Genomic DNA, 14,971 nt, shown 5'->3' on the forward strand with positions numbered 1-14,971 from the left:
CGACACGAAAGGTAAAACCGCTGTTCCAGCAAGAGTCAGAATTACATCTTATATTCTGACAAAATAATCTCCGGCTTATCAGCCTGTTTATTTTTAATCAGCTCTTCATTCATAACAAAATTCAAGAGTGCATCAATCACTGCCGTTTCATTCAGGTGTGCATATCCTTTATAGTAATTAAAAGGCTCTTCCTTGCCAGCAGAAAGCAGCACATAGTCTGCCAGAGCAGCCACCGGTGATTGTGCAAATGCGGTGATTGCAATAATTTTAAGTCCCTTTTCCTTACCCAGTTCCATACCCTGTACGACCTGTCTGGATGTTCCCGACTGTGAAATAGCTATCAGAATATCATCCGGATCAGCCAGATTCACATGATTCAAAAAATATTCTGCTGCCACATTATATGTACTCTTAATTCCAAGCCTTCCCAAACGAAATCCCATATACTGAGTCAGCGGACATGTATTTCCTACTGCCATAAGGTGTGCCTGCCTGCATGTCTTCAATAGGTTAACGCACTTCCACATAACATCCACGTCGATTCTTTCACCTATTGCTATCATTGCTTCTGCATAATCGTGGAATACCTTTCCCACCTCATCCTTATTCTGCAAACGCGATGATGTTGCATACTGCTTTCTTCCTAATTCCCGGCTCAAGGCTATCCTGAACTGGTAATATCCTGTATACCCTATGTGATGGCACATTCTGACAACAGTCGCATCACTCACACCACTTTGCTTTGCCAGCTCTGAAACATTAGAGTCTACCGCCTTCTGAGGATTCTGCAGCACAAAGTCTGCTACCTTCTTTTCTGCTGAAAATATAGAATCATAATTTTCCTTAATCACTTCTAATGCTTCTTTTTCAAATATCGTATTGTCCACTTTCTCTTTCTCCTATATTAAGTATCCCCTTAATATAATGAGGCCTTTCCTATCGTCTGAAATAATTCTAGTTTTTGTTTTGCACACGCTTTCATAGCTTCCATACAAACCGGCTCGATTACATTAGGTTCTCTTAAGCTCTCATCTTTCAGTACTTCTCTCATTTTCTGGAAATATGCAACTTTGATATCAGATGAAATATTAATCTTATTAATGCCCAATGTCACAGCTTCCCCAATCTCTTTATCCGGGTTATTCGAACCACCATGAAGTACCAGCGGTATATCCACCTTTGCTTCGATTTCTTTTAAGATATCAAGCTTAAGTTCTGGATTCATTCCTGCCGGATACAGGCCATGACACGTTCCGATTGCTATAGCAAGTGTATCCACGCCCGTTGCAGCAACAAACTTAGCAGCATCCTCCGGATCTGTGTAGATAATCTTAGCTGTTCCCCCTTCAAAATCAGCCGGGTCCGTAGATCCAATCGTTCCGAGCTCTGCTTCAACAGATACATTCGCCGGGTGAGCAGCTTCCACTACTTTCTTAGTATTCTCGATATTGTCTTCAAATGAAAGCTCCGCTCCGTCAAACATAACAGATGTAAATCCTGCCTGAATCGCATAAATGATTTTCCCGAAATCACCACAGTGATCCAGATGAATACATACCGGGACCGGTGATTTATACGCCATTTCCCTGATAGCTGTTACCATTTCCGGCCCTGTAAAACTCAACTCATCCGGATGGATCTCGATAATTACTGGAGAATCTGTCTCTTCACAAATATCCATTATCCCAAGAAACATTGAATAATCGGAAATATTGAATGCAGGAATCGCAAATTTATTTTCCTTTGCAACAGATAAGATTTCTTTCATGTTCATTAACATAGCTATTTCCTCCGCATATCTTCTATTATTTTAGTTCAGACATTGAATAATGTCAATCATTGTATGAAATAAAATTTCATTCACATATTTAATTTTACTCAAAAGCACATCTGCACTCCCCCCACAAAGGAATCCCCCAATCCAATCGTATATCTGGGCTTATCTATATATTTGGAAGGAACCAGTATGACTTCTTTTTGATATTCACTCTCTTTAATTTTCTGATAGTTCTCTGCCCCTTTCGGGCTTAATTCAAATCCCAGCACCTCTTTGACCTGCTCTTTTGTCCCATACCAGCCATTCTGTGCCTTTGCTGTTGCCAGCATATTTCCATACATCAGGCCTTTTTCTATATCTGCTTTCAGCGTATCCCCTACATACATGGAATAATCTTTCGTATGAACAATGACCCCCTTATGTATCCCAAACTTTTTACGAATAAATTTTGCGCCTTGTACACAAGAAATAATATTCTCAGTATCTACATCAAAATCATACATTTCTTTCAGTGTATATTTCAATTCGTCCTCATTCAGGCTTACAATGTCTACACACGAATAGACGGTTTCCAGACACAGCCTTTTCACCTCACTATTATGGTAGTGGGCATCTTCAAAGAAAACGATTCCTTCCGGATTATTCCTGCGGTATTTTTCCACATGCTGCTTCACAAAATCAAGACGTGCCTTTAAAACCTTTGGATCTAAAAGCGCATTAAAGCTTGACAATACATTACTGCTTACATTTTCTGCATTTTTCTCTATCCACTCAAAATATGGTATTGAAAATGGTACAAATTCATTTACGGTAATCTTAGTAATAATCAGACGGTTGGAACAGGGGATGGTCACCTCCTGACTCCCCAGCCTGATCATATCTCCTTTTTTAAACTGGATGATGCAATGAACTTCCTGACTCTGGGTCTGGGACAATTCGTCCGCATGCACCAGCTGCCCTTCCTGAGAAACTGTATAGACAGATGGCGTTTTTAGTAAATCACACACCTCTTTTGAATCGTCTGTCAAATGCACCAGAGACGGACATCCGATTTCCGCCAGAGCAAGCGCTGCCTGAACCGCAGTTCCCCCCATCCCGTATTGAAATGGAAAGCACTCTTCTACGAGCCTCGTATCTTCAATATCCGCTTCACCACCTATTCCCCGTGAACAATAGTATACAATCGTCGATAACAGCTCTTCCATCGTATGTATACTGTCTACGATCCCCATCTCCGCCAGCCTCCCGTCCGGAAGGTATTCTTCAAGCATCTGATTCAAAAGCTCTGCCCGGAAATCACACAGAAGATCTAAGTTGCTCGTATATCCCATTGCCGTGTAGCGTTTTTTCTCCACCCGTGTCTGTACGATTTCCCCTAGTTCTTCAAAAGCATGTTCATATTTCTGTTCTATTTCCACATTCTCACCTCTTTTCTGGCAATGCTTATTAATTCTTTACCGATCCTGCTGTCATGCCTGCAATGAAATATTTCTGGAAGAAAAGGAAGAGCACCAGAATTGGCAGCGATCCAAGTACACTCATAGCCATCATCTGGTTCCATTCATATGCATGCTGCCCCATCAAGAGGTTGATACCAACCGGCACTGTACGCATATCATTTGTCTTAGTCAGGGCTAATGCAAACAAATATTCATTCCATGCCTGCATAAAGGTGTACATTCCAACTGAAACCAGTCCCGGTATTGCAGTAGGAACAAGTATTTTCCACAATGCTTTCCAGCGGGAACCTCCGTCAATCATAACAGCCTCATCCAGTTCCTTAGGAAGCGTATTGAAATATCCCGTTGTCATCAAAATGCAGTACGGAAGCGTAAATACTAAATATGTAAGAATCAGCGCCCCGTATGTGTTATACAATCTGAGAGTCACGATCAGGCTGATATAAGGTATCAATAACGTAATCGGCGGAACTGCCTGTACACTTACGATAATTGTATTGATCAGCCCTTTCCCCGGAAAATTAAAACGGCTGAAGGCATACGATGCCATAATTCCTACGATCAAAGTTACTATTACAACCAGCCCTGCAATCACGTAACTATTTACAAAGAACCTTACCTGCTCCGGATTGGAAAATATCGCCTTATACGCGTCAAAGCTGAAATTCTCAGAGATCCAGGTCGGAGGCCATGCAAAAATTTCCGCATTAGGCTTAAAGGAGTTCAGGAACATCCACAAAATAGGGAACCCTGCCCATATGACACCCAGAATTAAGATAATAACAATTAAAATCTGAACCGATACTTTTTTCTTTCCTATCATACCTAATCCCCCGATCTCTGCTGTCTGACATAGAAGATTCCAATAATTGTACATACAATAAGAAGAATTACAGCCCCTGTCGATGCCATCGAATACTGATATTTCGTGAATCCCTGCTTATATATATAAGTACTGATCGTCTCTGTCGCATTGACCGGTCCACCACCAGTCGTCATCCATATCAAAGCAAACTGTTGTAATGTCCATACAAAATCCAACATCAGAAGACTGATAAGAATTGGCTTTAGCTGTGGCACTGTAATCCTGAAATATGTCTGGACTGCGTTCGCCCCATCCAAAGCGGAGGCTTCATACAAATCTGTGGAAATGCCTTGCAGGCCTGCCAAAATACTAATCATATAAAACGGATATCCAGACCAGATATTAATAAGAGTAACCGCTTTCAGAGCGATATCCCTGGAAGCCAGAAATGATATATTATCATTCACAAGATTCATTGATGTAATCAGATAATTGATCACACCATTGGGATTCAGCATCATTCTCCACAGAATCGCAATGACTGATGCTGTAAACATCCACGGCAGTGCATAAATCACTCTGAAAATACCTTTCGTTTTGTCTCCAAGATATCTGGTATTCAGAACTAGGGCAAACACCATCCCTATGATAAGATGAGCTATAATACTGACAATTACAAAGAACAGTGTATTCCTTATCGCAACAAGAAAATTCGGATCGGATAATACTGCCTTATAGTTCTGCAATCCCACAAATACCGGATTCTTATTAATAATCACATTATCATAAAATGAATATCTGATGACCATAAGAATCGGTATCACCAGCAATATAAACATTAAGACGACCGTGGGTAATAAATATACATACGGTGTAGCCTGTCTTTTTAAGATATCCTTCTTGCCTTTCCCTGCTGTTTGGTTCATGAACCTACCGCCTTTTGCCAATTCATCTCACTCCCTTCGTTTTTTGTTCGGGCTGCACGCGTACGCACAGCCCGTATTGTTCTTCTTTGAAAATATATTCTTCCTAATTATTCAAATGCCGGCTCCCAGGCTTTCTGGGCTGCTCCTAACATTTCATCTACAGATGCTGTATCTCCATCCAGATATAACACTAACTGCTCATTGAAACTTCTCATGAGATCTTCTGATGTCGGAAGGCCTGTAAACTCATTTGTTGCATACCCACTCTGGAAAATCTCAAATGCTTTTTTGAATAATTCATCGTTCTGAGAATAATCCGGCTTAGCATTCGCATTGCCAGGGAATGCATTTGCAAGCTGTGCTAACTCTGCATTTACTTCTGGGCTCATAAGATATTCTACAAACTGCATAGCCTCTTTTTTGTTCTCACAATTCTCAGCAATTCCAATTCCCCAGTTTGCAACATCCATTCCACTCTCGCCTTCGTATCCGTCCATGACAGGCATCTTTGCATAGTCAAAATTCAAATCCGGGCTTTCTTCTTTGATCAGTGTCAAATGTGAAATTCCATCTACCATGAATGCAAGACGTCCGTTTTCAAATTCATTTACCATATCCTGCTCCTTCATAGCCTCTGCCCCATCAGCGATGTAGCCCTTATCTTTCATCTCTTTCACAAAATCAACCACCTTGGCAAGGTCTTTATTACCTTCTAAGTTCGGCGCGCCATCCTTCAGCATCGATCCGCCTGAAGCCCATAACCATGTCATAAACTGATTCTGGATACCATTTGGTGCCTCTGTGGATAATGGAATAGAAAATCCTGCCGCATCTGTATTATTTTTGATCTTATCCAGTGCCGCCAAAAATTCTGACCAGGTGGCCGGAATCTCAGAAACCCCTGCCTTTTCAAGAATATCCATATTTACATACAATGGATATGCAAAATTCACAACCGGGATCATGTATGTATTTCCTTCGTATTTAATCTGGTCTGACAACTGTGAGTCATCATAGCCGTCTTCTTTCATCAGTTCTGTTAAATTTGAAATGGAACCCTGTTTTGCAAAATCATATACCCACGCACCATCAAGCCCTACTACATCCGCCATTGTGCCTGCCGCTGCACCGGCTGCAATCTGTGTCTTCGTGTCGGCATATGGATTGCTCAAAAGTTCAATCTGGATTCCTGTATCTTTCGTAAAGTCATCACAAATCTTCTGCAGTGCACCTTCCGGAAGCTCTACACCCCACCACTGTTGGAATTCAAGTGTCACACCACTACTGTCACCTTCCTGTTTCTTTTCGTCCTCTTTTTTTTCGGAGCCACAAGCCGCTAAGGAAAGTACCATAGCACTTGCCAGGCCAATAGAAAGCACCTTCTTCATAACCGTTTTCTTTTTCATAACTTCTCCTCCTTAAATTAAATTTTTTTTCAGCATTTTGAGTTCAGAATCTTTATTTTCTTATTAAAGGCGCATATTTTGTCTTTATTTGACAATTTTTCCGGCCTTTAACCCCAATTAATTATGCTTTTTGTATAAGTCTATTATAAAATAAAATTTCATATTGTCAATGCTTTTTTATGGGTTATATGCATAAACATAAATATGCACTAATATAGTATCTTTATTTTGTGCAAAATCACGGTTAAAAAGCTGTGATAAGTAATTTTATTTCATATGTTTCAGGTGACCAAGTAGATTTAGATTTAGGGGGGATTGTATTTTATATAAGATGTTGGCAGGATCGGTTTTCGGATGAAAAATCGTATTAGACAAATAGTAATGCGAGTAGACATAAAATTACTCCAGCCCTTTACGAGTTGGAGTAATTCAGTATAATTCAGATGCAATTTTTGATGCAAAATGTTGCCATAAATCAGTAATTTTTTTTCAGGTAAATCAGGAAGAGCCTCTACATTATCATAATCTACAGTTTTTCTTCTATGTGCTTCAAATAAATCATGCTGTTTCATCGCTAAATTATCTGCTATCTCTTTTGAAATTGAACCAGCGTTATCCAGAACTTCTCTTCCTGTAAACTTTAGAAATGCATTTAGCTTTTCTTCCCAATCTTTCATATGCATGGGGATATGCTGTTTTGCCTGATCCTCTGCATAATCCAGATACATTGTTACAATTCTGTTCATATTCTCTATCTCTTCTTCATTGAGATAATTCTTTGCAATAGTTACATCCGATTTACGAACCTTTGCACCTTTGAATGTAGTTTGCCCCATATTATCTTTTGCCGCATCTGCTCTCTCCAGAATCAGTTCAGCGGCAGTATGACCATGAACAGAGTAATGTAATTTATTCTGAACAGTTTTAAAAAATATTTCAGCCGCCTCGGATTTTGGATCATAATCTATGGATGTCGCAAATATATCACGTACTTTTAAATATACCCTTTTTTCCGATGCACGTATATCCCGGATACGTTCTAATAACTCATCAAAATAATCCGCACCAAACTCTTTCGGGTTTTTCAATCTTTCATCATTCATTGCAAACCCTTTTTGCATATATTCCGTCAGAATTAAAGAAGCCCAATTTCTAAAGTGTATTCCTATATTATTTCTAACACGGTATCCGATGGCTAAAATAACTTGGAAATTATAGGCTTTTATCTCTCTTTGAACTTGCCTATTTCCCTCTTGTTGAACTTGTAAGTAATACTTACAAGTTGAATTTTCCTCCAATTCTCCATCCTCATATATATTTTTAATATGTAATGTAATATTTTGAGCGGAGGTTTGATATAATTCTGCAATACTTCTTTGTGACATCAATATTGTAGAGTCATTGAAAAATGCATCAATTTTAGTGTCACCTTTTTCATTTTGATAAATTAGTATGTTTCCATTATTATCCATATATCTGCAAGTCTCCTTTCAATTAATTATCGGTCTCTATATTCATATTGACAACAATTAGTTATGAATATCGAGACAATTCTAATTTATATAAATACGACAGGCAATCATATAGATTACCTGTCATTTATAATAATTCAGTATACGTTCGTACTAATCGAATTCGGATGCGGATGATGTAATTCATGTGATTTTCGGTACACTTTTGTGTCTTTTCATCATCATATTCTCTATATTTTTCAGTTCCTATTCTCTTATTCGAAATTATTAAAGCCAATACTTTCCTAAACTTTTGTCAAACAATCTATTTTCCAAACTTATGTGTATCCTAAATAATTTAATTGCATCATCCACATTTCATTAATATTTTCTCTAATCTTTTTTCTTGTTCTTCAAATGAAGTTCTTTCTACATCTCGCATTTCTAAGTACTCTGTAATGGTATAAAAACAATCATCAATATTTTGTAGATTTCTATCTGTAAATGTAATTGTCGTAACCCCGTACTGTCTGAAAAATTCATTTCTTTTCGCCATTTCTTTTTCCCACTGCTCTTTAATATCTTCATTCATTTGTATCTGCGTCTTACTTCTTATTCCTTTAATATTCATATGAGTAGATTGAGGACTTATTTCAAAACCTATTAATTGTCTTGTAAATGGGTTTAAAATTGTAAAATCCAATCGATATTTGTGGACTATCAGGTCATTATCAAATCGGAATTCAGGTATTAATAACGGAGTGTTTTCTACATCACTTTTTATTTTAAGATACGTAAAATATCTCCTCATTATTTCCTTTTCATATTCTGACTTAGATAGCCTCATTACTATTTGTTCATAAAAACTAATAAATGCTTGTAAATCGGAAAACTGAAATGGTTTTGGATTATTTGGTACAACGATACCCGTCTCTAAAATATGCCCAATTGTCCAATACTCATAATCGGCACGTCTAATTTCGCTAACATCATTAGTCCATACACCATTTCTATATGCCGGACTAATCAATATGCCCCAGTATAATGGATTACTACCAAACCATACTTCCCATAGATTTTCAGATGGCTTGTATCGCTTTCTCTCTTTTAAATTCCGATAAAAATTTCTTTCCAAAAATCTATGAATATATTCTCTACAAATAGGATACTTCATCATCTCAAGAATAATATATTGATACTGTCCGTTCGCTCCCTCATAAATCTTATCTCCATATGAATCGCACAATCCCTTTATCCACTGTGCCTCAAAATCTTTTGGATTAATAAATTCCGTCCTTATGCTATCCACAAATGTATTATTCTTTGAACCTATCGTATTATGTAGCGACTGTAAAGAGCAACAATATTCTTTTCCTTCTTTTGCTCTTAGTCTAGCGTATATATTTAAAACTTCCTGTTGATTCTTTTTTAGTAATTCTGTTAGGTGTTCTGCATATGCCCACGTACTCCAATACATTTCTTTTTATCTCCCTTATAAATCCAAAATAATCGTCCGCATAGTATGCGGACAATTATTACATTTAACCATTATATACACCAAATATTCCTTTAAAACCATAATTGCGCAACTTAATTTTTTTAATCCTTAATGCTTCTGAGTCCTTTGTTTCAAACTCGGTAAAATACCATACTGCATTTGGGGAAATACTGTTTATTATTCGCTTGATATAAGTACCATCTACTTTTCCATAACTGAATCCATATGAATAAACTTTATCAATATTACGATTAAGTTTCTTAAAAAATTTTTTACACCTTATCATTGGAAACTCAGTATCTTTCCTAAATGACATTACCATATCATCTAGAAAGGAAGAACCAAGCATGGAATCCATGTTTCTTTCTTCATACTTTGCATCATCTTCTCCATGACCAAAAACTAGCTTTTGTCCAACACTATTATGTATATGAGTAACATCCTTGATTCCATAGATTTTCTCTAATGTTTTTGTATAATTAAAAGAGAAAAACAGAATTTCAGTTCCCCTAAAAAGTTCTTTTAAACTTTTCTTGCTTTCATAATTGCAAACTTTAATAGTAATCTGCAATTCTCTTATCCACTTCTGAAAGAAATCCTGCCACCATTCAGTACATGCAATAAATCCACTCGAAACCATATCCATATATAATAAATAGTTTTTCATAAGAGCATTATCCTCTTCTTGTGTTTCATTCTCCTTATGATTTGGCATAGGAAACTTATTACTAAAATCTATATGAGCTAATGCCGCTTCAAAATTCAGCCAATCTTCTCCCTCTACTTTATCCATTGTACTTAACAAAATTTCTGCTGCAAATTCGTCAGCATCAATATAATCAAAATCATTTAAATATATTTTTTCATCTCTATATTTAAGTGCATCCGGGTAATTTCTAATTAAGTATTTCCTAAATTCACTGTACTTCGATGGAATTCTATGGGCTATATCAAATCCATTTCCAGCAATAAATAAAGCTCCCATATTGTCTCCTTCATTTTTCTATTAATGCTAAATTGAGAAAATATTTTACATATCCATTTATTCTATTCTTTCATATGGGTATGCATTTCTAATATTTCTATGCAAATATGAACCTACAGAAGGTGCATTAAGCAATCCATCATATTCATACATGCTCACTCCTTTATAAATATATAGTGAACCATTTAAAAATCTTACATATAGTATTTGCTGCTCATCATTGTATCCAACGCTATCTACATTCGATGAACTAACAGGAACCATGTCCACTCCATAATCACTCATTTTCCTTCTCCTTAAATTGTTGGTTTTGCCACATTGTAACTAATTTTTGATATAATAAAGCATCTACTTGTGGTTCATGCATCCAACATTCTACTACATTTGGATCCGATCCTTTTGGTGCATTTCCCAATTTATAAAACTGAACCCTCGATGGTATCTGAACAGCTTCTCCCGAAATAATCGCTTCTCCTGTTCTAAGGCTTGGAAGTAAATCGATCATTGTTTGTAATTCGTCCTGTATTGCACCACGAACATGACTTCTGTCTTTATTATTATTCATCCGCAATGCAACTATTGTTCCACACTGACTCAATACCGTTTCATCCAGCTCTGATGGTCTTTGGGTCACAAGCATCAATCCCACCCCATATTTTCTACCTTCCTTAGCAATCTTTTGTACAGTTCTTGATGCAATAGAATTTTCACCTGCTTTTAAATAATTATGTGCCTCTTCAAGTACAACCAAAAGTGGTTGCTGCTTACCTCCAACGCAAAGATTTTGTCCCCAAAATAATGCATCATAAACAATATTCAGCAAAGTACCTGCAATAGATACCATAATCTCACTCGGGACATCAGAAAAATCTAGTATTGATATTTTGCCTGCATTACCCAACCATTGCAAAAGCAATTCACCTAATGCTTTATCTGTTACTCCGTCTTGATTCGGATTATATTCACCAGGTTCAAACAAAAAGCTATATCTTGAATCTTTTAATTTTAAACGCATATTATCAAGGAAAGTCAGAATCCCCTTCGCTTGATTATTCAAAAAGGGACTACCGCCTCCAGCACTTGCAGGTTGATATTCATTTGAAACCAGTTCATCTGCATTTCCTTCAACACGTAATGATGTCTTAGTCTCAGGCTTTGCTCTTTCTGAAAAAGTCTGTCTTTCAAAGTCATCCAACTGAAACCATAATTGTTTTATATTATATGGTATAGGAGAATCCGCGGAAATAAACTCTTTTTCAACCTGTAAATGCATCTCCCCCGCTGTTTTAATTTTAGCATCTACTATTTTACTTCTAATATATTCCCGATTCACATCACTTAAGGTTCCACCAAATAAGTTTATAAGTTCCTCAAATGGTAAAGCCCAAAAGGGAATATACAACTCCTTTTGATTTTCATCTGCATTTGCATGAATTTTAAAAACAATAGATTTGTCCTTAAAAACACTATTATATTCTCCATGTGGGTCAATCAGTAGAATCCTTGAATTAAGAAATTTCTTTTTCTCTATTGACTCTAATAAAACACCTACTGCATTTGATTTTCCGCTTCCTGTTGAACCCAATACACAAGCATGGCGAGTAACTAATTTATTCAAGTCTATTCTTGCTCTTAAGCTTTCAGAAATGCTAATATTTCCAACATCTATGGATGTAAATTCATCATATTTTCCATATATGATGTCTAAATCCTTAATAGTAACTAAATGAACAGCATCACCCGTTGTTGGCGATTGTGATACTCCCCGTGAAAACTTATTTCCCTGTTGTTCTCCTACTAATACCATTGTCAACCATTGCTGATTTTGGATTGCAGTCGGATCATTTTCATACAATTCACGATAACTATCTGGCATAGCAGCTGCACCTGTTTGAGTTACAATCGCATACAAAATTGCATATCCTAATGGTATTTTTAGAAAAGACCCTATTTGTCCTATTCTATATACAATCCCCTCAATTATTATCATATTTGATTTTACAGTATTTAACAAATGGACACTTATTGCATTTCCATTAACGCTTATTATCTCACCTATGACTGTTTGTTTTGAATTCATTCAATATCCTCCAAATTAGTAAATCAATGATTGTAAGAATGCAATAAATTTCGCATAATCTGGCAATATAAACTCTCCTTTACCTGTCCATCCCTCATTTCCTCTTTGTTCCGTATTCAATGGTACATTCACATCTTCTGGAGCATCTTCATCAAAAAAAAGATTTACACTTATTGTATCATCTGAATCTGGTTCCCGCTTTAGACACCATTCCCCATACTGACCACCAATAACAGCATTTCTACATGCAAATACTGATACACGACTATTGCTTAATGCTATTTGTGCGAGTGGGTGTGATTCCGTAAAAGAGTAAATTTTCTCATTTCCGTTCCACACAATATCATAAAAAAACACATATACATGAGAGGTACTTTCGCCTCTTAATCCAGACAATATTCGTTCGTTTATATGTTCGTCACTAAAAGAATAGCCACAAACAAAAAGTACCGAATCAGATTGTTTTAAATAATTGCAAAGCCTGTCCATCAATGCAGTATATGGCAACTTTTTTGAATTCTCATATTTGGATATTGATGGATAAATCAGTAAATCTTTGTCATCAGGGTTCGTTCTAATAACTCTTTTTTTATCATCTATTTTCCACCCTAATGAACCATGTATTTTCCATAATTTTGTTTGTCTGGGTAAATATGTGAAATTTTCTGTTAACTCTGCAAGGAAAAATGGTTTATATCCCCCCGTAAATCCATCAAAATATGGTATGTCATTATTCTCTAATCCCATTTCAAATAAATAGTCATAGTTGGTCGTAAAAATTTCTACTGGATATTGTCTTTCCGCCTTTATTATCCATTTTGCAAAATCATTATGTACCATATTAGGATAATCACTATCACTTATTTTTTCATGAATACTAACTTCTTTATGGATTAATTTTTCAATCTCTTTAGCTAAATCTTCAAATCCCTTTTTATTCAAACCATTTAGCTGCCCTTTACCAATAATGTTTTTCTTTTCTTCAACATTTGATAAAAATGATTCTATATTAAATTTCTCCTGTGTAATTTCAGTTACAATCTCATCTATAGCAGTTTCATACTTGGGATTCTTTTTTAACTCATTCACAACATTCCTTGTCATTGCTGCAACAGCTGGCGCATTTTTTGTTTCTTTATTCTTCTTAGCCAACGAAGTTCCTGCGCCACAAAGAAATGCAATTCTTTTTTTATCCGATATTAGTAATTGTTGAATTCCCTTAATATATTCTGCTGGATCAAAAAACATATTTACCATCTTCTTTTCCCTACTTTCTCGGTCCCATAAACCTATCTCCATTCAAATGTATCATATGGTCAGGCATTTCTGAAATCCACACTTCTGTTTCCCAAGCCAGACTCTCCGAGAATTTTTTGAATACTGTAAAATTCTGGAAGGCTGTTACAATTTTTTTCCAGCAGTTATATTCTTCGTCATTTCCGAAACTTCAATAATACGTTTCGGATCCATCGGACCAACAGATGTTACTGAAATTTTGCTACTTCAATCCTCTTTGATCTGTAACAACATACTCATGTTCTTTGTTAATCGAGAATCTCACAATACCATCTTGGATATGCTGTGAATAAAATGGTGGAATTGCACCTACCTCACTCTCATCCCTCAGAATGTTACGATTTCTAAAATCTACTGTTAAACCTGTTTTCATTTTTAATCCAATATCTGGTAATGTATGTCCCAACCTATTCAACTTTTCCAAAACCTCAATTTCATTCTGGTCAGTAACCCAATATACATATTTGTCTGCACCCGACACAATAACGCCATAAGGTGCTCGTAATTCCGTTACATTCTCAAAATCATTGTTGTTCTGTGAAGATGTAATCACCACTTCTTCTGGCTGAATCTGCGTCTTCCTTACTTTAATAATAATCGTTTCCTACGAAACATCTTCTTTGTCAAACACTTTATTCCTGCTGATAAATAAATGAATATGCTCCAGCTTACTCTCTGTCAAAAAATATGCTCTAAATTTTTTTAACTTCTGGCATTGCAGTTGCTTCAGATGCATCTTTCAGAATTTTCATATAAGGCGGACTACCGATTACAACATCGTACTTCTTAGGCTCTGGATTTCCACCTATAATATGATTAAAGTCCAAATATTGGCTTGTAATATAATTTTCTGTTATAATCTCATACTCAAATTCTATTTCTGCATTTTTTTATATACTTCAGGTTGATTCTCAATATTTCCAGAATATTGCTATCTGTCTCATAGCAGGTAAGACTTACTTTCTTGCTTTGCAATACTTCAACAAGTGCGCAAGACAGAATACCTGCACCTGCATCATGGACTGTTAATGTTTCTTTATCCTCTGCAATCGAAAACAAGCCAGCCATATACATTGCTGTTTCCTTACTCGTAAAAAACTGCCCGTATTTTTTCTTTCTTGGGTATTTCATCTATATATGAATTGGTCTGTTCAATAATACCATCTATCATTGCTACAACTCCTTCACTTCAAATATCTGCAACTTGCTCTGATTCTTAGAACGCATTGGCTAGCAGAGCACCTCCTGCTACATTACCACTTAAATTAATAAAGCAACCTAAGTTTA

At 36.4% G+C, this 14,971-nt stretch carries 15 protein-coding genes; all 15 read right to left on the bottom strand.

Annotation, left to right across the window (positions count from 1 at the left end):
- Positions 1-41: 41 nt before the first annotated feature.
- A complete protein-coding gene (locus DWX43_RS18690; protein ID WP_242995955.1) occupies positions 42-887 on the bottom strand; it encodes a MurR/RpiR family transcriptional regulator in 846 nt (281 codons plus the stop codon).
- 29 nt (positions 888-916) lie between these two features.
- Positions 917-1,780, bottom strand: a complete 864-nt coding sequence (locus tag DWX43_RS18695) for a ketose-bisphosphate aldolase (protein ID WP_118621411.1) — start codon at positions 1,778-1,780, stop codon at positions 917-919.
- A 98-nt stretch (positions 1,781-1,878) separates the two neighbouring features.
- Complete coding sequence (locus DWX43_RS18700) at positions 1,879-3,195, bottom strand: ADP-dependent glucokinase/phosphofructokinase (protein ID WP_118621412.1); 1,317 nt, start codon at positions 3,193-3,195, stop codon at positions 1,879-1,881.
- A 28-nt stretch (positions 3,196-3,223) separates the two neighbouring features.
- On the bottom strand, positions 3,224-4,060 hold the full coding sequence (locus DWX43_RS18705) for a carbohydrate ABC transporter permease (protein ID WP_109730137.1): 837 nt from the start codon (positions 4,058-4,060) through the stop codon (positions 3,224-3,226).
- A gap of 2 nt (positions 4,061-4,062) precedes the next feature.
- Complete coding sequence (locus DWX43_RS18710) at positions 4,063-4,968, bottom strand: sugar ABC transporter permease (protein WP_109730136.1); 906 nt, start codon at positions 4,966-4,968, stop codon at positions 4,063-4,065.
- 107 nt (positions 4,969-5,075) lie between these two features.
- Positions 5,076-6,374 (bottom strand): sugar ABC transporter substrate-binding protein, encoded by a 1,299-nt coding sequence (locus DWX43_RS18715; RefSeq protein ID WP_118621413.1) that lies wholly within the window; start codon positions 6,372-6,374, stop codon positions 5,076-5,078.
- Between the two features lie 305 nt (positions 6,375-6,679).
- Complete coding sequence (locus DWX43_RS18720; protein WP_118621414.1) at positions 6,680-7,846, bottom strand: virulence RhuM family protein; 1,167 nt, start codon at positions 7,844-7,846, stop codon at positions 6,680-6,682.
- A 346-nt stretch (positions 7,847-8,192) separates the two neighbouring features.
- Positions 8,193-9,302 (bottom strand): topoisomerase II, encoded by a 1,110-nt coding sequence (locus DWX43_RS18725; protein ID WP_118621415.1) that lies wholly within the window; start codon positions 9,300-9,302, stop codon positions 8,193-8,195.
- A gap of 64 nt (positions 9,303-9,366) precedes the next feature.
- Positions 9,367-10,308 (bottom strand): bacteriophage abortive infection AbiH family protein, encoded by a 942-nt coding sequence (locus tag DWX43_RS18730; RefSeq protein ID WP_118621416.1) that lies wholly within the window; start codon positions 10,306-10,308, stop codon positions 9,367-9,369.
- A gap of 57 nt (positions 10,309-10,365) precedes the next feature.
- Positions 10,366-10,593, bottom strand: coding sequence for a KTSC domain-containing protein (locus DWX43_RS18735; RefSeq protein WP_118621417.1), 228 nt, complete (start codon positions 10,591-10,593; stop codon positions 10,366-10,368).
- Positions 10,586-12,388 (bottom strand): ATP-binding protein, encoded by a 1,803-nt coding sequence (locus DWX43_RS18740; RefSeq protein ID WP_118621418.1) that lies wholly within the window; start codon positions 12,386-12,388, stop codon positions 10,586-10,588. Before DWX43_RS18740 ends, DWX43_RS18735 begins: the two co-directional genes overlap by 8 nt.
- A 15-nt stretch (positions 12,389-12,403) precedes the next feature.
- Complete coding sequence (locus tag DWX43_RS18745; protein WP_243099397.1) at positions 12,404-13,687, bottom strand: SIR2 family protein; 1,284 nt, start codon at positions 13,685-13,687, stop codon at positions 12,404-12,406.
- Positions 13,656-13,796 carry a BsuBI/PstI family type II restriction endonuclease gene (locus tag DWX43_RS27675; protein WP_330582292.1) on the bottom strand — a complete coding sequence of 47 codons (141 nt, stop codon included), beginning with the start codon at positions 13,794-13,796 and terminating at the stop codon, positions 13,656-13,658. Before DWX43_RS27675 ends, DWX43_RS18745 begins: the two co-directional genes overlap by 32 nt.
- A 90-nt stretch (positions 13,797-13,886) precedes the next feature.
- A complete protein-coding gene (locus tag DWX43_RS18755; protein WP_118621420.1) occupies positions 13,887-14,237 on the bottom strand; it encodes a hypothetical protein in 351 nt (116 codons plus the stop codon).
- Positions 14,238-14,551: 314 nt separating this feature from the next.
- The gene (locus DWX43_RS18760) at positions 14,552-14,752 is read right to left on the bottom strand and encodes a hypothetical protein (RefSeq protein ID WP_147356317.1); all 201 of its coding nucleotides are present in this window, start codon (positions 14,750-14,752) and stop codon (positions 14,552-14,554) included.
- Between the last annotated feature and the right edge of the window lie 219 nt (positions 14,753-14,971).

The sequence above is a fragment of the Clostridium sp. AF19-22AC genome, from assembly GCF_003479085.1.
In the GTDB taxonomy this organism is placed as follows: Bacteria; Bacillota; Clostridia; order Lachnospirales; family Lachnospiraceae; genus Faecalicatena_A; species Faecalicatena_A orotica.

Bases quoted from the DNA above. Each gene is read 5' to 3' on its own strand.
- DWX43_RS18695 (WP_118621411.1), bottom strand. From the start codon at position 1,780: ATGTTAATGAACATGAAAGAAATCTTATCTGTTGCAAAGGAAAATAAA.
- DWX43_RS18705 (WP_109730137.1), bottom strand. From the start codon at position 4,060: ATGATAGGAAAGAAAAAAGTATCGGTTCAGATTTTAATTGTTATTATC.
- DWX43_RS18710 (WP_109730136.1), bottom strand. From the start codon at position 4,968: ATGAACCAAACAGCAGGGAAAGGCAAGAAGGATATCTTAAAAAGACAG.
- DWX43_RS18715 (WP_118621413.1), bottom strand. From the start codon at position 6,374: ATGAAAAAGAAAACGGTTATGAAGAAGGTGCTTTCTATTGGCCTGGCA.
- DWX43_RS18720 (WP_118621414.1), bottom strand. From the start codon at position 7,846: ATGGATAATAATGGAAACATACTAATTTATCAAAATGAAAAAGGTGAC.
- DWX43_RS18725 (WP_118621415.1), bottom strand. From the start codon at position 9,302: ATGTATTGGAGTACGTGGGCATATGCAGAACACCTAACAGAATTACTA.
- DWX43_RS18730 (WP_118621416.1), bottom strand. From the start codon at position 10,308: ATGGGAGCTTTATTTATTGCTGGAAATGGATTTGATATAGCCCATAGA.
- DWX43_RS18735 (WP_118621417.1), bottom strand. From the start codon at position 10,593: ATGAGTGATTATGGAGTGGACATGGTTCCTGTTAGTTCATCGAATGTA.
- DWX43_RS18740 (WP_118621418.1), bottom strand. From the start codon at position 12,388: ATGAATTCAAAACAAACAGTCATAGGTGAGATAATAAGCGTTAATGGA.
- DWX43_RS18745 (WP_243099397.1), bottom strand. From the start codon at position 13,687: ATGGAGATAGGTTTATGGGACCGAGAAAGTAGGGAAAAGAAGATGGTA.
- DWX43_RS18760 (WP_147356317.1), bottom strand. From the start codon at position 14,752: ATGGCTGGCTTGTTTTCGATTGCAGAGGATAAAGAAACATTAACAGTC.